This window comes from Marivirga sp. (genome assembly GCF_035704835.1).
Lineage (GTDB): Bacteria > Bacteroidota > Bacteroidia > Cytophagales > Cyclobacteriaceae > Marivirga.
Window position 1 is genome coordinate 14285 of record NZ_DASSWQ010000045.1, and the last position, 25657, is coordinate 39941.

Here is a 25657-nt window from a genome sequence, read left to right on the forward strand (position 1 = left end):
ATTACTGAACACGGACTACTTATTTCTCAATAGTTCATTTGCGCGATACAAATCATCTGCGGCTTGTAGTATTTTATCGCGCAATTTAGGATTATAGTCTTCATGCTCCTCGAGGAAATTATTGACAATGGCGACTGCTGCATCGCTATGATAAGCACTAAATGTTGCTTGCAACCATCTAGCTGGAAAGAAAATATCTCCTGTTAACTGGATCTCTTCCAAAAGTTCCAAACTTTCTTGAAGATACTTTACCGAGCTTTCTGTTCTCAGCGGATGATGCAAATATTGAAGAGCTGATGCGACCCAAGCCTCTTTTTCTCTATTCTTAGGATCTTTTAATTTATAGAAAAATGCATCTCTTATTGCTTCATCTTCTGATAAAGCTGGTTTAATAAATGCTAATCGTTCCTTTCGGTCTGGGTTTTCAATTCTTTCTAGCTGAGTGTCTAAAATATCATCTTTATAATCTCGCACAGCTAAGGCCAATGCTAATGCTGTATAATCTTCTTCTGACAACCTCACTCCTTCTGGTGCCACTTGTTGTGACCAAATTTGATAAAGATTCTTTAAAGCATTTTCACTTTGCGCTATATTTTGATAGGTTTGAAACAACATTTTTTTAGCATTTGGCTCAGAATTTTCTTGAATAGCCCTCCATAATTCTTTTTCCAAACGTTCAGGATTTCTCTGGTCAGCTGGAATAAATTTCCAATAAACCTCTGATAAATAATTAGTTAACCTGTTTAAATTCAACTCTTCTTTTTCTTTTGTTAAACCTTCTTTCAGCAATTCTAGAAATTCAACAGGCGATAAATAATTACCTGCCAGCATATTTTCGTAACTATTGATATAAGCTGAAGCTCGCTGCACAGGGTTTTCCAGCTCATACAATTTAGAGGGATTTTCTAACCAATTACTGTCTATGGGAAAAATACCGTAACCTTGCCCAGAAGAATTGAATAGGATATATTCTGGAGGGGTAATTTTGTCTTTAAGTTGAAGCGCTACCTCTGGCGCATCCATCTGAATTGTTAATTCTTGTACTGAATCAGGGTACACCATTAGAATTTCAAAGACCTGCGGCCAGAATCTATTTTGCCCCGAAGGGTCTCTTTGCGAAATCGTAATTGCATTAATATATCCACCATCCTGCGTTGTTTTATAGTCAAATTGTGTTCTTCCTGCCTCATTTACCCAAACCTGATTCCAGCTTTTCAGGTCTGAATCTGTCTCTTCATCCAAAATTTCTATCAATTGAGGCCAAGTCGCATTTTCGAAGGCATAGGTTTCCAGATAAGTTCTAATGCCTTTCTTAAACGGTTCCTCTCCAATCAATCGTTCTAACTGCTTCATCATAATGGGTGCTTTATGATAAATAATATTACCATATAAAGATCCTGCATCTTGTAAATTATCAAGCTCTTGCCTTATAGGATTAGCACCTCTTGTTCTGTCAACACTATAAGCGGAGGGAAAGTGACTTAATAGAAATTTCAGTTCAAAATTAGAATCTCCTATAATGTTTGCATTGGCTTTATCAGCCATAAAATTTGCAAATACTTCTTTCATCCACACATCATCGAACCAATCCATAGTCACCAAATCGCCAAACCACATATGAGCCGTTTCGTGTGCTATAAGATTCATTCTGGATATTTCCTCACTTTTTGTTGCGCCTTCATCTAAAAATAAAGTGGAGGCTTTGTAATCAATGGCGCCAACATGTTCCATTCCACCATATTGAAAACCTGGAATCGCGATAAAATCAAACTTCTGAAATGGATATGGAATTTGGGTGTAGTCTTCTAAAAATTTTAAAGCATCAGCATGGATCTGAAAGATAGGATCCATACTGCTCTGAATTTTCTTTTGGTCTGTTTCCCGATGATAAAAATTCATTTCCACTCCATTCAATGTTCTGCTTACTTTTTTGAATTTACCCGCAGCAAATGAAAACAAATAGGTGCTAAACTTATCTGAAGTCGCAAACTGATACACCGTTTTATTTCTGATTTGAATAGAATCTTCAACAGCTCCATTCGCTAATGCCTGCCATCCATTGGGAACGCTTAAAGTAAGGTCGAATGTGGCTTTGAGATTGGGTTGGTCAAAGGAAGGAAAAATAGTTCTGGTCCTGTCAGGCACTAAAAGCGTATACAAATAATCCTCATTTCTATTTAAGGACATATCTCCTGCTAAAAATTCAATAATAATTTCATTTTGACCTTTTTTTAATTCAGCAGGTTGAATTATCAAATGCTCATTTATATAATTTAAACTGACCTCTTTTCCATTTACAGTTAATTTTTTCAATTGGTTAGGTTTTCCCTTGAAATCTAATTGAAGAGGTAGTTCGTTTTTTTTCAGCTCAAAAATTATCCTTTCCGATGCTTCAATAGGCTGATCCAGCGAATCGGGAATTGAAAATTTCAATTTATAGTGCAAATCACTGATAACCTCTTTACGGTAGTCGGCTAATTCTTTAGAAACTCCACTTTCAATTATTTCTCTTTCATTTTCCCGGTTAGCTTTCTCACATGATGAAAAAAAAGAAAGAAAACTGATCAGAAGAAGTTTGAAAAAGAATTCAGGATTTTGACTGCTCATATTTTATATAGAATTTCCGTAAAAAGGTAAAGATAGGAAATTGAAATAAAAACCAAGTTTGGGATAATGTAGGAAATTATTTGTATGTAAAAATTAAAATGTCCTGCCAGAAGTTAATTGACAGGACATTTTTGTAATCTTATGGCTTACTACTTGAAGCAATGTTTATCCAATTCCCAAGGCTATCAAATCAGCCAAAACCACAATTCCTTCCCTTAGATATGGATCTTTAATTTCACCATCCGTATTAATTTTATTAATGAGCTCTGGATCAGCTGATATTTTTTCGTTCAATTCATTAGCTGCATTTCTTCTTTCCATTGCCTTTTCATTTTCAGCTTTTCGCTTTTCTATGTTAAGGCTAATTTGGTAAAGACTTTGCTGACTAATGGCTTCTTGTACCTCATTTTTAAGATTTCTCAAATATTGTTCTTCCTTTAATCGCTTTTCGTGCTTATTATTTAAAGAAATAATTATGCGTTCGTCTATATGATTTGTAGGGTCAAAACTTGTACTTTCTATTTGATCCCACTCTAATGCTCTTTCGTATGAACTTTCTCCAAAAGATTTAGCGGTATAAGGCGATGGTAATTTGATATCTGGATTCACTCCTTTGTGCTGTGTACTGCTTCCAGTCACTCGGTAATATTTCGCCAAAGTCAATTTTACTTGACCTAATGTATCTTCCACTTTAGGAACAAATTGATTGAGTGAAATTAAGTTTTGCACCGTTCCTTTACCAAAGGTATTCTCCCCTACTATTACTCCTCTGTTATAATCCTGCATGGCTCCTGTAAATATCTCAGAAGCAGAAGCACTAAATCGATTGGTTAATACAGTTAAAGGACCATCATAATACACTGCCTTATCTTCATCTTCTCCGATTTCAATGCTTCCGTCTGAATTACGAATCTGAACGATGGGACCATCTTCAATAAATAAACCACTTAATTCAATTGCTTCCTGTAAGGAGCCACCACCATTTGAACGTAAATCAATTACAATTCCATCCACTTTACTTTTAATGCTATCTAAAATGGCTTTAACATCTCTCGTTGTGCTTCCGTAATCCTCTTCTCCAGCTCTCATAGCTTCAAAATTGAGATAAAAAGAAGGTATGGTAATAATACCTACCTTATATTTATTACCAGCTCTATAAACTTCTTTTATCTCCGCAAAAGGTACTTGGTTGTCTAATTTAATTTTATCTCTTACGATGGTGATTTCCTGCGGAACCCCTGTTGAAATTGGAGTTCCTGCCTTGATAATTTTTAATCGAACGGTTGTACCCTTAGGGCCTCTAATTTTCTGTACAACATCATCCAATCTCCAGCCTATGATGTCTACAAATTCTCCGTCATAGCCTTGTGCTACTGCCAAAATTTTATCATCCGTATTAATCATTTTACTTTCAAATGCAGGACCACCAGGTACTACAGAAGCTACTCGCGTATAACTTCCATCACTTGTTAAAGTCGCACCAATTCCTTCAAGTGATTGGCTCATTCTAATCTTGAAATTTTCAGAAGTAATTGGTGAAAAATAGCTACTGTGTGGATCAAAACTTTCAGCAAAAGTATTCATATATAACTGAAAGATGTCTCTACTTTCATAATCTGCGATGGTTTCCTTCATTCGCTGATATCTCTCCTTTATTAATCGCTCAATTGTAGAATCTGCTTTATCATCTAGCTTGTAATCTAAAGCTTGACTCTTAATCAATTTTCTCCAAACATCATTTAATTCTTTAGTAGAAGATGCATAATCTACAGAATCAGGATTTATGATTAGAAATTCTTCCTGAGTATAATCAAAATCAAAAGAAAGTTCATTTTCTACATAATTCATTCTTTCAAAAAATCTTTCTCGAAAAACATTGAATATTTCATAAGGAGGAATGAGATAACCTAATTTGATATGGTCATCTAGACGATCTTTATATTTTTGAAAACTTTGAATATCTTTTTTCAAAAAATAATGCTTATTAACATCTAATGAAGACATATATTCTTCAAAAACTATTTCTGAAAGTGCATCATTGATAGGTGTTTTCTCATAATGATATTGAGTTAATAACCCGGCTACTAGTCTAGCCTCCATAGATTGGTCTTGAGTTGGACTTAGTTTGGCAATTTTCTCATTTTGTGCTACGCCAGACAGGCTGATGAACGCAATGAATATGATTAAAAGTATATTTTTCATGATGTTAATTTTGAAGTTCAAATTCAATGAACGAGATATTAAATATTAATATTTATGAATTTGATAAACGGTCAAATCTCTAATGGAAGTATATTTTTTAAGTTTTGATTCTGGTAGAATAAATTTTGTTGATGGTTTTCTAAATTTAAAATAGCTTTGTCCATCATCCATTTAATATACTTATTAAATCTATGCCCCATCCAAACACTTGAGTTAAGAATAACAGCATAAGTAAATCCATTTTCTTTTCTATAAATAAAACAAGCTGTGCCAGCTAATGTTCCTGTTCGCCAATAATTTTCTCCTCTTGCACCCTTCCATCCAAAAGCATCTTTATAGTTTTTTCCACTAACCATTAATGCTCTGCTTTCTTCGGAAAGCAATTGATAGCTATTATTGGGGTCAATTAATGATACAAGTTTAACAAGCTGTGATGCATTTGCAATCCATGCACCAGCTGCCCCTAATGTGTTAATATCACTGCCTCCGTAAGGCTTTTCAACTGATTCATAGTTTCCGTCAAAGGATTGAAATTGGTATGCACCCGGATGATTAAAATAATGTACTTCAAATGGTCTTCGCTCCCATTTGTAGTTACCCGAGATGCGCATCCCATAAATACCATTAGGTTCTAAAATATTATCAATAACATATTGTTCGTATGATTCATTAGTCTTTTTTTCAATGATTTTACCTAAAAGCATATATCCGAAATTAGAATATGCATATTGTGTGCCAGGTTTGTAGCGTAGTCGTCTGTGTTTTAAAACGAATTCAATTATATCATCATCATTTGGAGGACCTTCCAATTTCATGATCCGTTTAATTTTGGCAGCCTGAAACATAAAATCACCATCTCTCCAACTCCATCCACCTTTATGATTTAAAAGATGCTTCACCTTTACCTTTTTATGCTTAGGATCTTTCATTTCAGAGTAACTAGAAAGAATCCCATCTTCCCCAAATACATTTTCCTCTAAATTAAGGATGCCATCATCTACCATTTTCATAATGGTGATGGCAGTAATTAATTTTGATGCACTTGCAATTCGGAAAAGGTGGTGAGTTTCGGTGGGTTCTTGTGTTTCTAAATTAGTAACTCCATAACCTTTTGAATAAATCAATCGATTATCCTTCATCACTGCAACAGATGCACCTTTAATATCCCATCGTTTTAAAAACTTCTGAATAGTAGCATCAAACTCATCATTATAATTGGAAGAATCCATCTCAGGCGCAGGACTTACCAAATTAAAATTCAGATAACTCAACTGGCTCTTGCTGTCCTCGTCAACATAACGCGTAAAAACTACTTCAGATGTGGTATAAAAAGCAAAACTAATTGCAGTTACCCCCAATAAAATTGTAATTATTAATGTACTTTTTTTCAATTCGCTGGTAAAATTGGTTTGATTTATAAAAAATAAAGTAATAGTAGTTTATAATTCAAATATACGACAAATAATAAGAATTATTTTACATGATTACATAGATTGGAAACAGTAACTCTATAAAATAATTCATTGTTTGAAAGATTTCTTATAACAATAAAGCTAATTTTATATTTCACTCTATTGATTTATTATAACTATAAATGAAATTCGATTACATTATTGGGGGATCTGGACTTGCTGGCTTAACCTTAGCCTGGCAAATGATTGAACATAACTTGTTAGATAACAGGAAGTTGTTATTGATTGAGGCAGATAAAAAGGATTCAAATGACCGTACATGGTGCTTTTGGAATACCCCAGAACTTTGGCTTACAGACCTGCCCATAAAAAAATCTTGGGACACCGGTCTCGTAAAAGGTAATGATTTTGAATTATCCCAAAAATTAGCCCCCTACCGTTACTATAAAATTGAAGGCATTGACTTTTATAAGTTTGTTTTTGAAAAATTAAGTAATCATCCGCAAATTACTTTTATTCAAGATGTTATCGTTTCTGAAGAGGCAGAAACCAAATCTGTGAAAACTCAAAACGCTACTTATCAGTACAAATCCTATTTTTTCAAATCCTATTTTTTTCCGGATGAAATAAAAGCTTTAAGTAATCCTAACAAACATTTTATCTGGCAACATTTTTATGGCTGGAAAATTAAAACGAAGAAGGATATCTTCAATCCTAGCGAAATAACCTATATGGATTTGCAAGTACCTGAGGTGAAAGGCGGTTTGAGTTTTGTATATATTTTACCTGAGTCAGAAAATGAAGCTTTGGTGGAATACACCCTATTTTCAGCAGATTTATGGAAGAAAGAAGAATATAAATTAGCCTTAGAAAATTATATTAGAACTAACTTAGGAATTGATGAATTCAATATTATTGAAACGGAATACAATAAAATTCCAATGACCAATTCACGTTTTGGGAACAGAAATAAAAGTATTATTCCGATTGGGACGTTAGCAGGTACTATAAAGCCAAGTACTGGTTACTCTTTTGTTCGGAATTATAAGCATATACAGCAGATTATCAGGTCTTTAAAATCGAATGATGATAATTTTCAAATAAGAAATTCTAAACGATTTCAGTTTTATGATGAAGTTTTAATCAACGTACTGCATACCGAAAAAAGCAGCGGACATGAAGTATTTGGTCAACTATACAAGAAAAATAAATTACCACTCCTTTTGAAATTCTTGAATGAGGACACTACTCTTTTTGAGGACCTCAAAATTATGAATACGGTACCTAAAATGGCTTTTATTAAAGCGGTGATGGAAGAATTATTTTAATTGATTTCAAGCTAATACTTATCTCCATCAAAAGATTGAATTATTAATTACGCAAATATAAATTACTAATTATTCCACTCATTGGTTAAAACAATTGCAATTGAATGCATTTCAGCTAATTTTGCAACTCAAATAAATACTCATGAAGGAAGGATCAGAATCACTCAATTTTTTAGAGCATATCATAGCGGAAGATTTAAAATCAGGATTATCGAAAGATAGTCTGCGTTTTAGATTTCCACCTGAACCGAATGGTTATTTACATATTGGTCATGCTGCTTCCATTTGCCTTAATTTTGGATTAGGTGAAGACTATCAATCACCTGTAAATCTGCGTTTTGACGATACCAACCCAAGTAAAGAAGAGCAAGAATTTGTTGATTCTATTAAGAATGATATCGAATGGTTAGGGTTTAAATGGGCTCAAGAATGTTATACTTCTGATTACTTTCAACAGCTTTATGATTGGGCGGTCGACTTTATTAAAATGGGAAAAGCTTATATTGATGGGCAGTCTCCTGAGCTTATCGCAGAACAAAAAGGAACCCCTACTTCACCAGGAAAACCAAGTCCGTACAGAGACAGACCTATAGAAGAAAACCTGGAGATTTTTCAGAAAATGAAAGATGGGGAATATCCTGCTGGTTCATATGTGCTTAGAGCTAAAATTGATATGGCTTCACCCAATATGCTGATGCGTGACCCTTTAATGTACCGTATTATCAATAAAGCGCATCATAGAACGGGTACTGATTGGTGCATTTATCCCATGTATGACTGGGCACACGGTCAATCAGATTATATTGAGCAAATTTCACACTCACTTTGTACGCTGGAATTTAAATCTCATAGAGAGCTTTACGACTGGTTTTTAGATCAAATTTATGATGAAAATAAATTAAGACCCAAGCAAAGAGAATTTGCCAGACGTAATTTGAGCTATACGGTGATGAGTAAGCGGAAATTACTGGAGTTAGTCCAAAGCAAGACCGTTGCAGGTTGGGATGACCCTAGAATGCCTACCATATCTGGTTTAAGAAGAAGAGGTTATACACCCGAATCTATCCGTAAATTCAGTGAAATTTCAGGGATTTCAAAAAGAGATAGCGTTACAGATGTTTCATTATTGGAATACGCTATTCGGGAGGATCTAAATAAAAGATCCACTAGGGCTATGGCGGTAATTGATCCAGTTAAATTGGTGATCACCAATTATCCAGAAGGAAAAATAGAGATGCTGGAGGCCGAAAATAATCCTGAAATGCAAAATACGGGCTCTCATGAAGTGCCTTTTACAAGAGAACTATATATTGAAAAAGAGGATTTTAAAGAAGAAGCAGGAAGCAAATATTTCAGGTTAAGCATTGGGAATGAAGTTCGTTTAAAAAGTGCATATATCATTAAGGCTGAGTCGGTTGTGAAGGATGCAAATGGCAATATAGCAGAAATTCACTGTACTGCTGATTTAGACTCTCGCTCTGGAAGCGGAACAGAAGCCAGTATGCGAAAAGTAAAAGGAACTTTGCATTGGGTCTCTATTGAGCATGCTATTAAAGCAGAAATAAGAGAATACGATAGACTGTTTTTAGATGAAGCACCTGATGCGCACGGAGAAAAGAGTTTTATGGAATTCTTAAATCCAGAATCTTTAAAAATCACCAAAGAAGCCTATTTAGAGCCATTTTTGCAAAATGCTACACTGGATGATAAATTTCAATTTCAGCGTGTTGGATATTTTACATTAGATAAGGATGCTACTTCTGAGCATTTAATTTTCAATAAAACAGTTGGTTTGAAGGATTCTTGGGCAAAAGTACAAACAAAAGAACAACCACAAGCTCAGCAGCAACAACAGCCTCAAGGACAAGGGAGAAGTCCTATAAATGAAATCCAGAAAATTAGTAAAAAGTATACTAATCTATCAGGAAGTAAGCTGGAAAACGCAAAAGCAGATATTGCTAAATTAGCGGAAGAAGTTACTTATGAAGATTTAGAACCTTTATTCGGAACTGCTAAAAAGAAAGTTGGAACCAGAATAGGTGTAACCATTGCTTTAGGAGTATTATTGGAAAAAGGATTAGCTAGAAATGCTGATATAGATGCTTTTATTAAAGCAGGAATTGAAGACGATAATGAGCTGTTAGTAGAAGAAGCTAAGGCGATTTCAAAGTAGAACGAATAATTAAAAAATATTGAAGAAGCGGCTTGAAATTTATTCAAGTCGCTTTTTTATTTAGGTCAGACGATAGTCAGACCTAAATAGACATGGAGATTCAACCACAACTTGTCCTAACCTAAATCGGGAACAGAACTAAAAGAAAACAAAGGCCGTAATCAGGAATCGATCACCATGTATGGTTATTTGTCCCATGCATCATCCTCCACCCAACATCCCTCATTCTTCTTCCAACTCTTCATTCTTTCCCATTCCCGGACTGACCTCTTGTTCTGACCTTTTCAATCTTCCACCCAGGCAATTCGGACAATATCCTCCAACTCCACCCTGTAATTTCCTTGTCTGATATGACCATTTACAAGCAATGCAGGAGGTAATTTCGGGACCGTTAGGGTATCGTACTGCTTTTCTGCTGTTTCATCAACATTATGGCTGGAAAGTCTAACATCCATTATATTTCCAGATTTTTGTATTAGTTGAATTTTTGCACCAATAGGAATGTCTTTTATTGCTTTTTTCGCTTCATCTTTTGTCATGGCTCTTAGTTTTGATAGTTAACTCAAAAAAGGCCTGGCTTGTTTTGTAACCGCTAATTATTGAAGCAGGCTGACTATCAAACGGCCTACACCCAACATCCTACCCCTCCAATATCCTCTTCAAATCCACTTCTGAGTAGTTAATGGATTTTAGCGTTTTGTTATCTGATTTACGATAAACGAGATAGAAATCATCTTTCTTTTCAAAAAAGGCATCCTGGTTCTGTGTTTTGTAATGATTGATTGTGGCTTGAGCTTCTGCTTCAGAGCGGCAGACTTTACTCATATTGGAGCGTTGAACTTCCGCAAATAAATCTGCAAACTTCTCTCCCATTCCAAATTCTAATATCGCACCTGCCAAAACATATTGCAAATCACAAAGCGCATCAGCTGCTTCAACTACATCCTTATTTTCAACTGCTTCCTCCAATTCTTTGAGTTCTTCCTTTAAAAGGTTTAATCTCAATTGTGCACGATTCTGAGGTGGAATTTGTGGTTTTGATAAAATAGGATGGTTAAAGGTCTCATGAAATTTGGAGACTGAGTTAAGTGCTTCTGCTTCTTTCATTTTATTTGATAATTTATCTTTCTTTATTTCTTAAAACCCTTTCTTTGTTGGTCTCCCCAACTTTTCTTCTTCAGAACAAATTGGTCATAATTCCCTTTTATAGCAGCCCAAACGGTTAAAGGGTGATAGAAAATAGGTTCTAAAATGGCGGTAAACATTAAAGATAAGAGCGCTTTTCCACTGCTATACTCCCGATAACTGATTTCCTCAATCCACAAAGCTAAAAATGAAATCAATATGGCATAGGAATAAATTAAAGCAACTAAGATATAAAAATGTGACCAGTTTATCCAGCCTAGAGAAACCATCACTAAAAAATATATTGTTCCTAAAAACTCAATAATAGGTGCTAACCACTCATACAAAAACCAAAAAGGATAACTCAACATCCCCATTAAGCCATATTTCTTGCGGAAAAGAATTTTCTTATGACTTCTGAGAGTTTCAATGGTTCCTCGGGTCCATCTGTTGCGTTGTTTCATGAACGAGCTCGTAGATTCCGGCACTTCCGTCCAGCAAAGCGGATCCGGGACATAGGCTACTTTGTAAGCTATGTTTTGTTCGGCCATTCTTCTGCGCATCCGAACCACTAATTCCATGTCTTCTCCTACTGTAGAAGTATCATAGCCACCGACTTCAATTAGAAGCTTACGATCAAACATACCAAAAGCACCTGAAATAATGAGTAAGCCATTTAAATGCCCCCAGGCCATTCTGCCCAATAAAAAAGCTCTGATATATTCTAATGTTTGAAAGCGGGCCAATTGATTTTTAGCAAGCTTTACTTTAATTAGTCGACCGTCTTCAATTTTACAATCATTAGCAATCCTCACTACTCCGCCCACTGCAATCACACGCTTTTGGGTTTCTTCTAAATAAGGCTTTACCAATTTTAAAAGGGCATCATCTTCAATTACACAATCTACATCAATACAAGCCACTAATTCGGCATCAGAATAAGAAATCCCAGCATTTAGCGCATCTGATTTCCCTCCATTTTTCTTATCAATTACGGTCAGCTTTTTAAAAGCAGGGTTTACAGATCTATAAACATTCCTTACTTCCTGATGAGGCAAATCCACACATTGTAGTCCATGGAGCACTTCCAAATCGTAAGCCTCTATCATTTTTTTTAAACTATCATCCTTACTGCCGTCATTTACGATTATGATATCATAATTATTATATTGCAAATTGAGTAAAGATCGAATATTGTCCACTATAGATAATTCTTCATTATAAGCAGGGGCTATAATACTAATTTTTGGAGCTAAAGGAGAACGCAAAATATCATCAAAATAAACATGGGTCGTTTGTTTGATATAATCTCTCATCGCAAAAAGCGATATGACCGCCAGCACCAAATAAAATAACATAATGCTGGTGGCATAAAAGAAGATACTATAATTAAAGAACTGACTTATTTCCTGATACATACCTTATTCGTAAACAACTGAAAATCTTCTCAAATGGGCTGATAGTTTTCTCATCGAAGGATTTTTTGAATTTTGTAATTTATCCAAGTCATTGGCTCCGAGTTTGAATGGGGTTCTATGCAAAATAGCTAATAATGAAATATAAGTCCAGGATGACATCACGCCAATTTTATGTTCCATTTGCATGAGCCCTTTACCTTTCCCAATTTCTACAATTGCAATTTTTGCCTGACGTCTGACATGGAAATTATGATGATCTAATAAAGGCAGGATATTTTTAGTGTGTTTTTCAGTTCCCAATACAGACAATTCAATAATGGCTTCCACTACCCTGTCCCAGCTGGTACTGCCTAAATTTTTAATGGAATAATGTTCCAATTGAAAATCATCATAAATTGCTTTTGACCTTTTAAAATATTCGCCAGAAAAATTATAGCTTAAAGAAGTAAGCAAATCCACTAATACCCTATAATCTTTATCCGATTTCAGAAATTTCTTTAATTTAGAATATCCTGTTTTTTTCTTGTCGGGATGATTTAAAATCATCGACAAAATAGATTGGAGTGTCTTTTCTCGTCTATGATAATTTTTATTATATAAAATGAAATGCGACCTACTAATAACTATTCCAATTATGACCAATATGAGCAGGATCAAAATAGCGTAAATACAGTAAATTAAAATTTGATCTCCAGAACTCATGTAGATTGAAGTCGTTTTCTGAATATATTTTTTGCCCTTGCCACCATTTCATTAGGACTAAAAGGCTTATCAATAAAGTCGGCAGCGCCTAAGGAAAAAGCTTCTAATATTTTCTCTTCCAAATCAGCATCACTGATAATAATCATCGGAATATTTTTCTCATTGGCTAATTTCAACAGTTCAAATGCACTTTTGAAAGGCAATAATTCCTCTGCAATTATCAAATCATAAGAGTTTTCCAGCAGATAAGCTTGCAACTCAAGGCCATCGACTACAGTAGATATTTTAAAATTTTCTTCAATATTAAGTCTATCTTTCAGGACTTTACGGAGCAGCTCATTATGTTCAGCCAGCACTATATGAAAAGTATTATTTTCCATTTTTATTACGCTTAAATTCTACAGATAATTGAATACTATGTTGGTTCCGCTGAAAAAATTCGAGTTGATAGCGTGAGAAGGTGTACGACAATCTAAAAGCTGAGCGATCATAAAATTTACTCTGAAAATAAGCTCCAACGCTCCATAAATAAGGATTATTGGCTGGGGTGTTCAATTGATCAGAAATAATAACCAGTGAATTATCATACCCATAAGAAGCAGATACTGCCAAATGCGATTTGCCTTGCAAATAATAACGCCAACTATGCTGTAAAGAATAATTATTAGGCCACTGATTTCGGATATCCCAAAAATACTGAAGCGTAAAATTACCTAAGAAATTTCCGATATACCTCGAAAGACCAACCTGCGGTCCGTAAAAAAATCTATTTTGAGGAAAATTAAGATATTGGAAACCTGTATTTACTTCCCAGAGCCCTGAAGTATAATAATAGATGAAACGCATTTGGCTTCTAGCCATAATTCTACCTTGAGAGACACCCATTTCAAATAAAGCATAATCCTTATTTTTGAATTTTCGGTAAACAGAAAGCTGTCCTGCTAAATCCGACTGGGTAAATCTATTCACCAATTGGATTTGAGGAATCCAAACATATTTTGGGCCATCTGATTTAACTGACAATGAAAATTGATTCCAGTCATTAAAATCTCTATCGAATATATCGCGTTGGTAAGCCCCTGTAATGCTGACCTCTCTGGGTTCTTTTTGTGCCCAGCTTGTGTTCGAATATAAAATAAAAACTGATAGGACTAATAGAAGTATTGATTTTTTCAAATTGCTATAATATCATTAAACGAAATAAAATTAATAAAAATTAACGGTTAGAAAAAGCTTTTTAATTTTATTGACCTATTGCCTTTAAAAAAACGTTAGGTCTTGTGCAACTGAAAATTATAAACTAAATAATATTATATACTTATGAGAAAAACAGCAACAAAAATAGGTTTTGGCGGGGGATGTCATTGGTGTACGGAAGCTGTTTTTCAATCAATTCAAGAAGTAAATAAAGTAGAACAAGGTTGGATAAAATCCACACCGCCTTTCGATAATTATTCAGAAGGAGTTATCGTGCATTTTAATCAGGAAGTTATCAGTTTAGCTGAATTAATAAAGATTCATATTAGTACTCACAGCTCTAATTCAAATCATAGCATGCGTTCTAAATATCGTTCTGCTATTTATACTTTTGATGAAAAACAAAACATCGCTTGCCTAAAAATAATGAGCCAATTGCAGCAGCATTTAAATGAAAGCTTGATTACCAAAATTATTCCTTTCCATGATTTTAAATTGAATCAGGAAGAATATCTTAATTATTACTACAAAAATCCTGAAAAGCCTTTTTGTCAAACTTATATTCTACCGAAATTAAAAAAGCTTGAAAATAGAATTCATTAGTGAAAGGTGAAATCAGGTTTAAATTCAATTGAAATAGAACTTCTACCGATTAGAATCGTGCTTATTAGTTCATTTATAATAAAAATTAAAATCATGAGCAGAGCATTTGTAAAAGAAGACGATCAGGAGGAAGCTCCATTTATACCAGCCAGATCCCCACTACCCGAAGGTGAAACCAATTATGTTACCCCTGCCGGTAAGCAAGCCTTGCTTGATGAAAAAGCAGCTTTAGAAAAAGATAAATCTGAAGTGAAATCGGTCGAGAAAGAGCAAGACAGGAGGAGAAATATGGCGACTATCAATGGGAAACTGAAATTGCTGGAGCAAAGAATCAATTCAGCTAGAATACTGGACCCGCAGGATCAACCTAAAGATACAGTACGTTTTGGAGCAATAGTAAAATTCAAAATGAACGGTAGAGCACAAAGCTTTCAAATTGTGGGGGTGGATGAAGCTGATGTGAAAAAAGAAAAAATAGCCTTTACCTCTCCCATAGCGAAAGCATTGATAGGAATGAAAATAGGTGAAACCAATGATTTTCAGTTAGGAAAAGAAAAAAGAAGTATAGAGGTTTTGGAAATAGACTATAGGTAAACCTGATTATTATCTTAACTCGCTAAAGGAAATTCAACAATAAAAGTGGCACCTTTATTGGCCAGATTTTGTTCGTGCCACACTTTACCATTGCTTAATTCTACATATCGCTTTACCAACGATAAACCCAGCCCAGTAGAGCTCTCCCCAGCTGTTGGGCGGGCACTTAATTTTGAGAATTTCTTAAAAAGTAATTCTTCCTCTTCAATATTAATACCTGGCCCTTCGTCAATAACCGCAATTTGTATGTGGGTATTAGAGTTTGTGATTTTAACTTCTATATTTTTACCTTCCTCGGAAAATTTGATGGCATTGGAAAGCAGATTCTCAAAGATTAAATGGATATAAGAACTGTCAGCATTTATTTTATGCTTTGTCGCTTCGTCTTTTAACTCAATATTGATCAGTTTTTGGTTTGCGTGCTCTTGTACATTTTCAACCAAATCTTTTAGAAGCTTGATAATGTCAATTTTCACTACAGCAGCTTTTACATTTTCATCTTCCGATTTATCCATTTCAAGTACACGATTTACCAGATTTTCAGCACTAACAGATGAACGTAATAAAAGCTTGGTAATTTTTTCTTTTCGAGCGCCATCTTTTTCTTCTGACAATAATTCTATTAATCCTTGTATGTTTTTGAGGGGACTCCTTATGTCATGCGCCATAATGCGAATGATATAATTTTTATCGTCAATTAAACTCGTCAGTTCCTCTTTTTGGGCAGCTATCGTATTTTTCTGATTTACTAAAATATCGTTTTGCTTAGCAAGCTTATCCAATGCATTGGTAAGGGTGGATTGAAAAATATAGGTTATTAAGAAAGTAATAAGCAATAAGCCCGGCAAAACAAATAGTATCCATAAAGCTTCATTGGAAGTGTTCAGCTCATTTGGAAATTGAAATCCCATAACGGTAGCTAAGCCCATCAATACCATAGTTAAAAAACTTAAGAGGCCCCAAATTATAGCTGACTTTCGGTTAACAATTAAAAGGGCCATGATTGGGATTGAAATGATCCATGGGTAAATGGCGGATTGAATTCCTCCAGATAAGATAGCTAACAGTATAATAGCAACCCCTCCTATCATCACATAAAAATTACCAAGCGTAACGATAGAAAGCTTGGTTCTCAATAAAAATGGTAAAAATAAGTTACAGAAGATATTAACAGCCATCAATTGAGCGCCTATATAAAAATCAAAAGCTAAGCCTACGACTACGTATACTCCAGAAAATAAGCTGGATAGAAGTGATGCTCTAATAAGTAATTTGGCCTTTCTTGAGTCAACACTGCTTCTCTCTGGCGTAATAAAGAAATTAATTAGCCCATCGAAATTCATTCTTTCTAATTATGTCCTTAAATTAAAGCATTTACAAATGTTAAAACTACGTTAATTTTCGAACCACTTTGAAATTATATGACCAAACATCTAATTTGGTCGATTAATCCATAATTTTATCTTGTGGAGCTTTTCTTTACCTATATTTCTGATCTGGAATTGGTCTTTTTTGTAGATTAAATATAGGTATCTTTCAATTCATAAAACAAAAAGCTTTTAATCTCGATTTCATACGCATGGGCAATCAAAATTTCAAATTCAGGAAAATCAAGAAAGAAATAGAAGTATCCACAGCCAGAAGCGGTGGAGCAGGCGGACAACATGTTAACAAAGTGGAAACAAAGGTAGTATTGAGATTTAATGTTGGAGAATCACAATTATTATCTGATTTTGAAAAAGAGACCCTTCAAAAAGCTTTAGAAACCAAGCTCACAAAATCGGGAGATTTGATTATAACGGCCGAGAACCATTCCTCTCAAATCAAAAATAAGGAATTAGCTTTCAAGAAAATGGAGCGCAGGCTTTCAAAGGCATTCGAAAAACCCAAAATCCGCAAGAAGACCAAACCCACTAAAGCTTCTCAGAAAAAGAGACTCGAAAAGAAGAAAATGCATGGGGATAAAAAGAAAATGAGGAAGAATCCATTGAAATAGTTACTTCCCATAGGATTACTAAATCCAGTACAGAACTATGGGCTAAATAATAAGATTCCTATTTCCGTGCGGATATCTTTTAGTTGCTACCTTAACACCCCTAAAAGTCCCCTCAAGGGGACAGTCGCACCGATTTAAATTAGTCGAAAATGCTAATTTTTTGTCAATAGTCTAGCAGAAAAATTTCCACTGGAAAACGTTCATTCAAATCAAACTATTAAGAGTGATTCCGGGCGAATCCCCCCATATATCACTTCTACCATAAAAGAACAGAAGAAAACAATAGGTGTTCGCTAAAGCGAAAATCTCATGAATTCACCGACTCGATCACCAACCCCAGCTTCCCTCAATTCCTTTGAAAGGACCAACGACTTTTGAAGTAATCCAGCCACCATAGAAATCACCTTCCTGTGGGCTTACTTTTTCATCACCCACATAGCAAGCATCCATTCGATGGGCGTAAACGGCTACATGATCTTTAATCACGCTAAACTTTCCTTTTGGAGTGGGATAACCCCAAGCGGCATTTAAGGCTACTTTTTCGCTATGTTTGATATCATAATAAAATGAAACGCCTTTAAATTCGCATATAGTGCTGTGCGTCCCCTCTATGAGTGTTCCTTTTTTAAAGCAAGAAATAGGTAAATAATAAGTGGGTGGATGACTGGTTTCTAATACTCTGAAGGATTTATTGGTATCTGCAATGACCTCCCCATTAAAAACGATTCGTAAATGTTCGGTTACTGCTTCCACTGCTGGCGGGCGCGGATAATCCCAAACTGACTCCTGCCCTGCTTCCGGTTTTATTTTCTTCATGCATTAATTTTAAATGAACTCATATCATGTACGTAATCCGGAAGCTAAACGGATGGATTGTTCCTCATTATTCATAAAATCAATCGTGAGTAGCTACCGTTCCCGATAAATACGGGACAAGCTATTACGAGGAACGAGGCAATCTAATGGTGGCTTTAGCTAACTCCAGATTGCTTCAGTCGTGACTCATTCGCAATGACGATACTAGCCAATAAAGTGCCTAATTAACTAACAATGAAAGTAATTACCGTCATTGCGAGTGCAACGAAGCAATCTAAGGCACCAAATAACTCGCCTCTGTTTTCTCAAAATCAAATAACGCCCTGATGTGACCATCACCATTCAATTGCAGGATTTCAGCTTGGGAAACTTTCAAAACTAACACCGCAAAATATTCATCATCAAATTCACTTTTCATTTGATGAGAATCTTTCAAGGAATCCACTTTCTTGCCCGGTTGCTTTTCAGTATTGTATGATTCCTGACCTCCTTGCAATGCTGTCCAGTGCTGCTCCGCTATCTTATCTTTATGATGAATGCTTATTTTGCCTTTCAATTTAATCTGACATTTCTTTTGCTTGTCATAAGCCAAAACCGAAGCCAGAGGATCTTCCTCTATCTCTTTGATTTTGTTTGAACGCGAATCCGTATAAATAAAAAGCGCTTGCGTATCTGTTTTGAATTTTCTCAGCACCACATAACGAGAATTAGGAAATCCATCGGAAATGGTATTCAATATGATAAACCGAAAAGCAGAACGCTTATCATTTCCAGCTCTGTTGAGGGTATTGAGTAGCGTACTTTTGATATCTGCTAAACTGTCTTTTGATTCAATCAAACTCATGCAATTCTCTTTTTGATGCTTTTATTCATCCATTTGCCGAAGTGACTCCAAAATATATTCTGACCCCAATTCCAGATACCGTAAAAAGACGGTCTCACGTAAGTACTCAGTTGCATTCTTACGATGCGTTTATCGCCTTTATCCTCGGTCCAAAATTCTAGTCGGAAGGGACGAACCAAGCGAAATGAAAACATATAGCTGCCGTAATAATAAAGCAAATCACGATAATGAGGCGTTAACTCTCCTATTTCACCTGCCAAAGAAAGCAATGGTCCATGATGCGTATTCAAAACGCCCTTTTCAAATGCATGATGCTGGTTTTCGTTCAGTAAAAACTCTACCCTAAATGGCCAGGTTTGATTATCAATAAAAGTGCTGGGGTCATTTAGCCAGTCCCAGATTTGAGACTCTTGATAAGGCGATTCGTATTCCTTCTTAAAAATATACGTTTTAAATTTCTCAGGTTTAAGCTGCAAAGCCTGTTGTGTTTCCATGTGTAGATTTTAGTAGGTAACTATGGATTGGTGGTTTTGTTCTGGTTCCCGAACTACTGCCCCCTAGCCCCCAAAGGGGGAATACGCGCCCGGAACTGGGTGGGTATTTTAATTTGATAGGGGTTCACCTTATCGCCCGCATTTGTGTCTTTACAAATGCCTGGAAGAAAATTGAGCAAGGTGCTGCTGTATCTGTTCCTTATTGTTGTTGTGGAGACACAACAACAGACAAAAAATTGAGGATTAAATCCAGAAAAAGCTAAATATATCTTCCAGTTAAATGTAGCAAGTTGCCGTTTAATTTTAGGCCCGAAGGGCTGATATATCATAAAGTAGGGTGAAGCCCTACATTAATATATCGATATAAAAAGCCCTGAAAGGGCGCAATATTACGCCCTTTCAGGGCTTTTGAGTCACTTGGTTCATAACACAGGGCTTCGACCCTGTGTTATAATATGACGTCCTTTCAGGACTAAATAAATTTTATATATGGCTTAACATAACGACATTGGGTGCTAGAAGGGTTTTATCTCCTCATGCGCCTATGGCATCCCTACGGGAAGGATAGTTCTCACAGATTTATCTTAGCAGAAAAATTGAGCATCAACCTCATTTTTTAGTGTGTAGTTAAAGCTGTAGCAAGGTGAAACCCTATCAAATTAAAATGCCCAAGCAATTCCGTGCAATTCCCCCCTTGAGGGGGGCTAAGGGGGGTGTCTTTAGGAACTTTATGTAGTTTATGCAGAATTATAGACTTCTTCAATTTATATATACAACACCCCTATAATCCCCTCGAGGGGATAGATCTCACAGTTTTATTCAAGCAGAAAAAGTGAGCTGTAGTCTCATTTAAAGTGCTTATTAATAAAGATTTATCGGGAATAATCCCTATCAAATTAAAAGACCCACCTAGTTCTAGGTAATATCCCCTCTCCGGGGGTTAAGGGGCTATTATACCCTAATTAGGGTATTGGAAACGGACCGATTTGCCGATAATTTGCAATAAATATTTAACTTCAAGCAAAAATTTAAATCAAGATGAATTACAAAATCAGCACTTTCGTATTGTTTCTAGCTTTAGTGGCTTTCGCTATTTATCATTTTTCAACAATTAAAAATGAAAATGCTAATACCCCAGCAAATGAAGACTTAGTTGAAGTAAAAGCAGATGAAAATGGCAGCTCGCACTTAGATAAAGAATTGTCAAGCTATTTCGCTGACCAACTTGCAAACGGAGTAGACTCCACTTTAGGAAACTTTATCAACTTTGATACTGCAAAGGCAAAATTAGATAGTATAAGAGATTACCGAGGCAAAAATCCAGGCAATTCACAAATACATAACTCATACGGTTACATTTTTGGACTTCAGAAAATGAGAGAATTAATTAGTAGAATTGACAAAATAAATATGGCACAAGATACTGTGGATTTAACTGGAGTTAGAGTTTACAGAACTATCTCCAAAGTGAGAGGTAAAAAATATTTCGATGTATTTATGATAGCCGTAACCAAAGAAAATAAAGATTTCCCTGACTTAAAAAATCCTGATTTAAAGAAAGATTTCGAAGGTGAAGAGCCAATACTTAATTTTTCAGCACCATGTCCAGACCAGTGCAAATAATATGGTGCTACTGAATAAAATAATCACTACTTTATCAATTTTTTCGCCATTAATTTTTTTCGTGACTTTATTTATTAGGCGGAGTAAAATTTTGACAATTGATAAAACTCTGATTTTAATAGTATGTATTTCATTTTTCGCTGACATTTCAACAAGATTTTTTGTGGAAGGTAGAAACTACATATATTTTTTCATCTATATGTTAATAGAAGTTGGAGTTTATTTCTATTTTTTTTCGAAGCTTTTACAGAAAAAAAACATTCTAATCGTTAACATGTCAATTATTTTTCTTTTGACAGTATTGTTAGAATCATATTTTAAAAATCCTTTGTTAAATTTATTCACTTTTTCTTTAACCATAAGATGCTTATTTTTTATCATTCTATCTTTAGTTTATTTTTATCAGGTTTATACCAGAGAAGCTGATATTTTTAAATCTGAAGCATCTCAGTTTTGGTATAATGTAGGCATTTTAGTTTATGCCTCCTTAGCCTTTTTTCCGTTTTTCTTAGCTACAGAAATGATGTCAGGAATTTTTGATTACTCTTTATGGTATGTTCATAATATAGGGAACATTATGAAAAATATATTTTTTGCAGTCGGCTTATGGATGGTTCAAAAGAGGTAATCATTTTTACATTGGCTCTTGGGGCTTCTGGCATGCTTACCCTGGCGGTGGGCATTGTCCTCTTTATATTTTTCTATCAACGGAAGCTCTTAAAGCGAAAAGTGGCATTTCAGCTTATTGAAGATTTACTTAATCAGCAAGAATTGAAAAATGCTTATGCCCTTTTGGAGGGGCAAGAACTGGAGCGCCAAAGGGTTTCTAAGGAGTTGCATGATAATCTGGGAAGCTTGCTCGTCACCGCCAATCTATCGCTTGATTCCTTTCCCAAGGAAGATTTGGCGCCTGCTCAACTCAAAAAGCTCAAAATGCTGGACGAACTGATTCAAAAAGCGGCTGATGAAACGCGCAAACTTTCCCACAGCCTAGATTCAGGTCTGTTGAAGCATTTTGGTCTGGAGGTTTCCCTAAAAGATTTAGAACAGACGCTTAATGATAATACCAAGCTCCAATCTGTCTTTGAAATTCAGTTAAGCGGTACCACTTCCAATGAAGTGAATACGCATATCTTCCGAATGGTGCAGGAATTGGTGAATAATACCCTAAAGCATGCGCAAGCAAAGAATATCCGACTGGAAGTTTTTGAACTAAAAGACAAATATGTTAATATTATCTATGAAGATGACGGGCTTGGGTTTGACATGCAGAATACGGATTCAAAGAAAGGCATCGGCATCCAAAATATTGAAAAAAGAGTCAGCCAGCTGAATGGGAAACTCACACTGGATACGGCTCCCAATCAAGGTTTAGCAGTTATAATTGAAATTCCTTTAAATGAATAAGATAAAAATCACCTTAGCAGATGACCATCAAATTATTTTAGATGGCTTAACGGAAGTTTTGAAAAACCATGAAGAGCTCGAAATGATGGGTACCTTCCCCAATGGAAAGGAATTGCTTGATTTTGTGCGTGAAAATGCGGTAGATGTAGCCGTGATGGATATTAATATGCCCGAGCTGGACGGCATCAGCTGTGCTAAAATTCTGAAAAGAGAATTCCCTCATATTAAAATTATTGTGCTTACCATGTATGCGCAAAAATCCTTCATAGATGAAATCATCAAAATCGGGATAGACGGTTGTCTGTTGAAAAACAATTCAGGTAAAGAGCTGTATCAGGCGATTTTGCGAGTCCACAGTGGGAAATTCTATTATGATAAAATCAAGGACTTTGTAAGCGAGAAAGATGAAATTGCTGCCTACAAATTGGGCGCAAGAGAAATTGAAGTCATCAAGCTATTAGCGAAAGGTTTAGGTACGAATGAAATCGCAGAGGCGCTTTTTATTTCCAAACATACCGTAAGCACTCATCGCAAGAATATTCTTAATAAAACTGGCGTAAACAACACCACGCAGCTAATTCAGTATGCGCATGATAATAATATTATTTGAAAGACCCCTTTAATTTCCCCGAAGGGGGAAGAGGTGCACGGATTAGAATAAGAAGCAAATTCTAATTTCTTTCTATTATTTCAAATAACACCCCTATAATCCCCTCGAGGGGATAGAACTCACAGATTTATTCAAGCAGAAAAAGTGAGCTTTAGTCTCATTTAAAGTGCTTATTAGTAAAGATTTATCGGGGATAATCCTTATCAAATTAAAAAACCTAAATTAGTTCCGAGAGACTCTCCCCCCTTGAGGGGGGGTGTCCTATTCTTCCACCTTCTCCGTAATCTCCCAGGTATGGTCAGCCAACAACTTCACGGTAGCCAGATACTTCATGCTGTTTTGGCTTCTGCCCCATTCGCCTGGCGCAATTAAGGAAAGCATATCATTGCCATCGGCTGTTTCATACATATAATAAGTATGGCTTATTAGCGGTTCGAAGTTGATTTTGGCCAAATAGATTCGTTCAGAAATTTCTACTCTGCTTTTGAGGTCATTGGCTTGTTTGGCTAATAATTGCATTTGCTCATAAAGCTGGCTCATTTGCCTGTCGGTTTGCTCATGCATAGCCGAAACTGCGCGACCTTTTATTTTGCCTCTGTCGGTAGGTTTAATGATAGCACTGCCGGAATGATGCGGGAAAGCGATGGTTCCCGGCTTGTCGGTAGTGCTCTCCTTCATTTTCTCTAAATCGATTTTCTCAATATCTATTTTCCTGCCTGATTCGCTCATTTCAAATTATGAATTTTGTATCAACATATCTTTTCCAAAGCTGGATTTTACTTGACTAGTAGTAAAAGCAAAATGATTGATATTTTTTGTAATTAAAACTTTGGAAAAGCTTTTACTTATCTGCGGATTTCAATTTCCATTGGATCTTCACGCTTAACACTATCTTCAACGGATTTGTTTTCTTCCGCTTTATCACCAAATTTCCTGAATTTAGTCTTGGTGGACATATCGTAAACCACATAAAATACAATCAGCATAAATACGATTGCGATTAGCAGAAAAACTTTAGACTTTTTCATTATTTTGATTCATCTGATTCATCTTCATCATCATTCATTCCAAACAAGGAAAATGGCTCTTTTAACTGGATTTTTTTTAGAAAGTTATAATAAATCACAATTCCAGATTTTAAAATATCGGTGCTAATTCTTTCATTATTACCATGAATGCTATTGATATCTCGCTCCGTTATCACTGCAGGAATCAATCCATAAGATGGAATATCATAGGAACGAAAAATACTGTTATCACTCGTAGCCGGAAATAAGAACGGAATAGTTTCTGCATCAGGATAGCTGGTGGCTATGGCATCTTCCAAGGCTCTATAATATTTATTCAAGCGTGAAGGTTCCGCCTCAGGACTCTTGGAAATAACCGTAACTTTCACATTATCATTATCTAGCTTCCTTTCAATATAGCGAATAAAGCTTTTGGCGGATGTGCCCGGTACCAATCTACAATCCAAAACTGCTGTGGCGGAATTACTGATTTGATTGGGCGGCCCTGGCGGATTGTAAATATTGGTTACGGTCACCGTATTAGTCAATAAGGAAGAAAGAAACGGTTCTCTTTCAATTTGTTTTCTCACAAAAGGCGCCAAAATAGACCAGTTGATATTTCGAATAAAGAAGCCTCTTAGGCCACCTTCTGCTTTTCCTAATCTTCTAAACATTCTTCTAGTACTTCTATTAAAAAGCAATAATACCTTTCGATTGGTTAAATTATTCAAGCTGTTGATGAGTTGCATATTTGCATAATCTTTGGAAGGTGCAGCCCCATGTCCAGCCGAATTAGTATTGATTTTTAATTGCAACCATAAACTTTGCTTTTCAGCTATAGAAACCCCAAAAACGACTTTATTAGGTTTATTTTTTAATACATTTTGATAGCCTGCACCACCTTCTCCTAAGACAACTACCGCATTTAATTCTTCTTCAAAGTTTTCCATGACATAAGCAGCACCTTTGTCGCCTCCAGTCTCTTCAGCTGAAAGAAACAATACCGTCACGTTGAAAGGTAAATCTGTAGTATCATAATCCTGTTGAAATGCCTCTAAAGCTTTTAGTTGCATCACACCTAATCCTTTGGCATCCAGAGCACCTCTTCCGTATACATACTCGCCATCGAAATATCCACTGTATGGATCGTACTTCCAATCATTAAAGTCTTCAACTGGTACTACATCAATATGACTTTGCAGGATAATATTGGGCTTGCCACTGCTCAATGGATAAAGCGAAGCTGCAAGATTATAATTATCAGAAAAATCAGAAAATACCTTTAAATTTAAATCGGTGGTGAGAATATAGTCTTCAATAAAGATGGCGGCTTCTTTCTCGTTTCCAGAAACGCTCTCTCTTTGAATATAAGCTGAGAGCAAATCAATAGAATTATTGAGTGAAGTGGAGGCTGGTAATTGTAAGGATTCGCTTTTATTTTGAGCTACAGCAGAAGTGGTAAAAAGTAATAAAAATAGCACGAAAAATCTTAGCATCAT

Annotated in this window: 25 protein-coding genes; 9 read left to right on the forward strand and 16 right to left on the reverse strand. The window is 35.5% G+C overall.

Annotated elements, in window-relative coordinates:
• Window positions 1-15: 15 nt before the first annotated feature.
• The 3 genes from VFM92_RS06710 to VFM92_RS06720 all read right to left on the reverse strand — a co-directional run bounded on the left by VFM92_RS06710 (window position 16) and on the right by VFM92_RS06720 (window position 6200).
• Window positions 16-2607, reverse strand: a complete 2592-nt coding sequence (locus VFM92_RS06710; protein ID WP_325121425.1) for a M1 family aminopeptidase — start codon at window positions 2605-2607, stop codon at window positions 16-18.
• 165 nt (window positions 2608-2772) lie between these two features.
• On the reverse strand, window positions 2773-4809 hold the full coding sequence (locus tag VFM92_RS06715; RefSeq protein WP_325121426.1) for a carboxy terminal-processing peptidase: 2037 nt from the start codon (window positions 4807-4809) through the stop codon (window positions 2773-2775).
• Between the two features lie 71 nt (window positions 4810-4880).
• A complete protein-coding gene (locus tag VFM92_RS06720; protein WP_325121427.1) occupies window positions 4881-6200 on the reverse strand; it encodes a serine hydrolase domain-containing protein in 1320 nt (439 codons plus the stop codon).
• A 203-nt stretch (window positions 6201-6403) separates the two neighbouring features.
• On the opposite strand from VFM92_RS06720, the gene VFM92_RS06725 reads away from it, so the two are divergent.
• The gene (locus tag VFM92_RS06725) at window positions 6404-7549 is read left to right on the forward strand and encodes a lycopene cyclase family protein (RefSeq protein WP_325121428.1); all 1146 of its coding nucleotides are present in this window, start codon (window positions 6404-6406) and stop codon (window positions 7547-7549) included.
• A gap of 142 nt (window positions 7550-7691) precedes the next feature.
• Complete coding sequence (locus VFM92_RS06730; protein ID WP_325121429.1) at window positions 7692-9722, forward strand: glutamine--tRNA ligase/YqeY domain fusion protein; 2031 nt, start codon at window positions 7692-7694, stop codon at window positions 9720-9722.
• Window positions 9723-10006: 284 nt separating this feature from the next.
• Here the strand turns inward: VFM92_RS06730 and VFM92_RS06735 are convergent, their stop codons facing one another.
• The 6 genes from VFM92_RS06735 to VFM92_RS06760 all read right to left on the reverse strand — a co-directional run bounded on the left by VFM92_RS06735 (window position 10007) and on the right by VFM92_RS06760 (window position 14143).
• A complete protein-coding gene (locus tag VFM92_RS06735; protein ID WP_325121430.1) occupies window positions 10007-10261 on the reverse strand; it encodes a hypothetical protein in 255 nt (84 codons plus the stop codon).
• A gap of 100 nt (window positions 10262-10361) precedes the next feature.
• Complete coding sequence (locus VFM92_RS06740) at window positions 10362-10829, reverse strand: nucleoside triphosphate pyrophosphohydrolase family protein (protein WP_325121431.1); 468 nt, start codon at window positions 10827-10829, stop codon at window positions 10362-10364.
• 23 nt (window positions 10830-10852) lie between these two features.
• Entirely contained in the window at window positions 10853-12265 is a 1413-nt protein-coding gene (locus VFM92_RS06745) for a glycosyltransferase family 2 protein (RefSeq protein WP_325121432.1), read from the reverse strand.
• Between the two features lie 3 nt (window positions 12266-12268).
• Entirely contained in the window at window positions 12269-12811 is a 543-nt protein-coding gene (locus tag VFM92_RS06750) for a HEAT repeat domain-containing protein (protein ID WP_325121433.1), read from the reverse strand.
• Between the two features lie 152 nt (window positions 12812-12963).
• Window positions 12964-13347 carry a response regulator transcription factor gene (locus VFM92_RS06755; protein WP_325121434.1) on the reverse strand — a complete coding sequence of 128 codons (384 nt, stop codon included), beginning with the start codon at window positions 13345-13347 and terminating at the stop codon, window positions 12964-12966.
• A complete protein-coding gene (locus VFM92_RS06760; protein WP_325121435.1) occupies window positions 13337-14143 on the reverse strand; it encodes a YaiO family outer membrane beta-barrel protein in 807 nt (268 codons plus the stop codon). Before VFM92_RS06760 ends, VFM92_RS06755 begins: the two co-directional genes overlap by 11 nt.
• A 144-nt stretch (window positions 14144-14287) precedes the next feature.
• Here VFM92_RS06760 and VFM92_RS06765 point away from each other — a divergent pair, with 144 nt between their 5' ends.
• Both VFM92_RS06765 and VFM92_RS06770 read left to right on the forward strand, forming a co-directional pair.
• The gene (locus tag VFM92_RS06765) at window positions 14288-14767 is read left to right on the forward strand and encodes a peptide-methionine (S)-S-oxide reductase (protein ID WP_325121436.1); all 480 of its coding nucleotides are present in this window, start codon (window positions 14288-14290) and stop codon (window positions 14765-14767) included.
• 93 nt (window positions 14768-14860) lie between these two features.
• The gene (locus VFM92_RS06770) at window positions 14861-15361 is read left to right on the forward strand and encodes a GreA/GreB family elongation factor (protein WP_325121437.1); all 501 of its coding nucleotides are present in this window, start codon (window positions 14861-14863) and stop codon (window positions 15359-15361) included.
• A gap of 14 nt (window positions 15362-15375) precedes the next feature.
• On the opposite strand, the gene VFM92_RS06775 is transcribed toward VFM92_RS06770, so the two are convergent.
• Window positions 15376-16704 carry a HAMP domain-containing sensor histidine kinase gene (locus VFM92_RS06775; RefSeq protein ID WP_325121438.1) on the reverse strand — a complete coding sequence of 443 codons (1329 nt, stop codon included), beginning with the start codon at window positions 16702-16704 and terminating at the stop codon, window positions 15376-15378.
• Window positions 16705-16940: 236 nt separating this feature from the next.
• On the opposite strand from VFM92_RS06775, the gene arfB reads away from it, so the two are divergent.
• Window positions 16941-17357 (forward strand): alternative ribosome rescue aminoacyl-tRNA hydrolase ArfB, encoded by a 417-nt coding sequence (gene arfB, locus VFM92_RS06780; RefSeq protein ID WP_325121439.1) that lies wholly within the window; start codon window positions 16941-16943, stop codon window positions 17355-17357.
• Window positions 17358-17684: 327 nt separating this feature from the next.
• On the opposite strand, the gene VFM92_RS06785 is transcribed toward arfB, so the two are convergent.
• From VFM92_RS06785 to VFM92_RS06795, 3 genes are all read right to left on the reverse strand, one after another.
• Window positions 17685-18173, reverse strand: a complete 489-nt coding sequence (locus VFM92_RS06785) for a DUF427 domain-containing protein (protein WP_325121440.1) — start codon at window positions 18171-18173, stop codon at window positions 17685-17687.
• A gap of 274 nt (window positions 18174-18447) precedes the next feature.
• Window positions 18448-19017 carry a pyridoxamine 5'-phosphate oxidase family protein gene (locus VFM92_RS06790; RefSeq protein WP_325121441.1) on the reverse strand — a complete coding sequence of 190 codons (570 nt, stop codon included), beginning with the start codon at window positions 19015-19017 and terminating at the stop codon, window positions 18448-18450.
• Complete coding sequence (locus VFM92_RS06795; protein ID WP_325121442.1) at window positions 19014-19511, reverse strand: hypothetical protein; 498 nt, start codon at window positions 19509-19511, stop codon at window positions 19014-19016. The genes VFM92_RS06790 and VFM92_RS06795 overlap by 4 nt, the downstream gene beginning before the upstream one ends.
• A gap of 1038 nt (window positions 19512-20549) precedes the next feature.
• Between VFM92_RS06795 and VFM92_RS06800 the strand changes: the two genes are divergently transcribed.
• The 4 genes from VFM92_RS06800 to VFM92_RS06815 all read left to right on the forward strand — a co-directional run bounded on the left by VFM92_RS06800 (window position 20550) and on the right by VFM92_RS06815 (window position 23151).
• Window positions 20550-21134: a hypothetical protein gene (locus VFM92_RS06800; RefSeq protein WP_325121443.1), complete on the forward strand. Its 585-nt coding sequence runs from the start codon at window positions 20550-20552 to the stop codon at window positions 21132-21134.
• A gap of 274 nt (window positions 21135-21408) precedes the next feature.
• Window positions 21409-21762, forward strand: a complete 354-nt coding sequence (locus VFM92_RS06805) for a hypothetical protein (RefSeq protein ID WP_325121444.1) — start codon at window positions 21409-21411, stop codon at window positions 21760-21762.
• Window positions 21741-22541 (forward strand): sensor histidine kinase, encoded by an 801-nt coding sequence (locus VFM92_RS06810; RefSeq protein WP_325121445.1) that lies wholly within the window; start codon window positions 21741-21743, stop codon window positions 22539-22541. Before VFM92_RS06805 ends, VFM92_RS06810 begins: the two co-directional genes overlap by 22 nt.
• Window positions 22534-23151 (forward strand): response regulator transcription factor, encoded by a 618-nt coding sequence (locus tag VFM92_RS06815; RefSeq protein ID WP_325121446.1) that lies wholly within the window; start codon window positions 22534-22536, stop codon window positions 23149-23151. The genes VFM92_RS06810 and VFM92_RS06815 overlap by 8 nt, the downstream gene beginning before the upstream one ends.
• Before the next feature lie 261 nt (window positions 23152-23412).
• Here VFM92_RS06815 and VFM92_RS06820 read toward each other — a convergent pair whose 3' ends face one another.
• The 3 genes from VFM92_RS06820 to VFM92_RS06830 all read right to left on the reverse strand — a co-directional run bounded on the left by VFM92_RS06820 (window position 23413) and on the right by VFM92_RS06830 (window position 25657).
• Complete coding sequence (locus tag VFM92_RS06820; RefSeq protein ID WP_325121447.1) at window positions 23413-23880, reverse strand: DUF2452 domain-containing protein; 468 nt, start codon at window positions 23878-23880, stop codon at window positions 23413-23415.
• Window positions 23881-23996: 116 nt separating this feature from the next.
• A complete protein-coding gene (locus VFM92_RS06825; protein ID WP_325121448.1) occupies window positions 23997-24179 on the reverse strand; it encodes a hypothetical protein in 183 nt (60 codons plus the stop codon).
• Window positions 24179-25657: a M20 family metallopeptidase gene (locus VFM92_RS06830; protein ID WP_325121449.1), complete on the reverse strand. Its 1479-nt coding sequence runs from the start codon at window positions 25655-25657 to the stop codon at window positions 24179-24181. The genes VFM92_RS06825 and VFM92_RS06830 overlap by 1 nt, the downstream gene beginning before the upstream one ends.

Coding starts and splice junctions, on each gene's coding strand:
- VFM92_RS06710 (WP_325121425.1), bottom strand. CDS start 2,607: ATGAGCAGTCAAAATCCTGAATTCTTTTTCAAACTTCTTCTGATCAGT.
- VFM92_RS06715 (WP_325121426.1), bottom strand. CDS start 4,809: ATGAAAAATATACTTTTAATCATATTCATTGCGTTCATCAGCCTGTCT.
- VFM92_RS06725 (WP_325121428.1), top strand. CDS start 6,404: ATGAAATTCGATTACATTATTGGGGGATCTGGACTTGCTGGCTTAACC.
- VFM92_RS06730 (WP_325121429.1), top strand. CDS start 7,692: ATGAAGGAAGGATCAGAATCACTCAATTTTTTAGAGCATATCATAGCG.
- VFM92_RS06735 (WP_325121430.1), bottom strand. CDS start 10,261: ATGACAAAAGATGAAGCGAAAAAAGCAATAAAAGACATTCCTATTGGT.
- VFM92_RS06740 (WP_325121431.1), bottom strand. CDS start 10,829: ATGAAAGAAGCAGAAGCACTTAACTCAGTCTCCAAATTTCATGAGACC.
- VFM92_RS06745 (WP_325121432.1), bottom strand. CDS start 12,265: ATGTATCAGGAAATAAGTCAGTTCTTTAATTATAGTATCTTCTTTTAT.
- VFM92_RS06750 (WP_325121433.1), bottom strand. CDS start 12,811: ATGATTTTAAATCATCCCGACAAGAAAAAAACAGGATATTCTAAATTA.
- VFM92_RS06755 (WP_325121434.1), bottom strand. CDS start 13,347: ATGGAAAATAATACTTTTCATATAGTGCTGGCTGAACATAATGAGCTG.
- VFM92_RS06765 (WP_325121436.1), top strand. CDS start 14,288: ATGAGAAAAACAGCAACAAAAATAGGTTTTGGCGGGGGATGTCATTGG.
- VFM92_RS06770 (WP_325121437.1), top strand. CDS start 14,861: ATGAGCAGAGCATTTGTAAAAGAAGACGATCAGGAGGAAGCTCCATTT.
- VFM92_RS06775 (WP_325121438.1), bottom strand. CDS start 16,704: ATGAATTTCGATGGGCTAATTAATTTCTTTATTACGCCAGAGAGAAGC.
- arfB (WP_325121439.1), top strand. CDS start 16,941: ATGGGCAATCAAAATTTCAAATTCAGGAAAATCAAGAAAGAAATAGAA.
- VFM92_RS06785 (WP_325121440.1), bottom strand. CDS start 18,173: ATGAAGAAAATAAAACCGGAAGCAGGGCAGGAGTCAGTTTGGGATTAT.
- VFM92_RS06790 (WP_325121441.1), bottom strand. CDS start 19,017: ATGAGTTTGATTGAATCAAAAGACAGTTTAGCAGATATCAAAAGTACG.
- VFM92_RS06795 (WP_325121442.1), bottom strand. CDS start 19,511: ATGGAAACACAACAGGCTTTGCAGCTTAAACCTGAGAAATTTAAAACG.
- VFM92_RS06800 (WP_325121443.1), top strand. CDS start 20,550: ATGAATTACAAAATCAGCACTTTCGTATTGTTTCTAGCTTTAGTGGCT.
- VFM92_RS06805 (WP_325121444.1), top strand. CDS start 21,409: ATGTCAATTATTTTTCTTTTGACAGTATTGTTAGAATCATATTTTAAA.
- VFM92_RS06810 (WP_325121445.1), top strand. CDS start 21,741: ATGGATGGTTCAAAAGAGGTAATCATTTTTACATTGGCTCTTGGGGCT.
- VFM92_RS06815 (WP_325121446.1), top strand. CDS start 22,534: ATGAATAAGATAAAAATCACCTTAGCAGATGACCATCAAATTATTTTA.
- VFM92_RS06820 (WP_325121447.1), bottom strand. CDS start 23,880: ATGAGCGAATCAGGCAGGAAAATAGATATTGAGAAAATCGATTTAGAG.
- VFM92_RS06825 (WP_325121448.1), bottom strand. CDS start 24,179: ATGAAAAAGTCTAAAGTTTTTCTGCTAATCGCAATCGTATTTATGCTG.
- VFM92_RS06830 (WP_325121449.1), bottom strand. CDS start 25,657: ATGATGCTAAGATTTTTCGTGCTATTTTTATTACTTTTTACCACTTCT.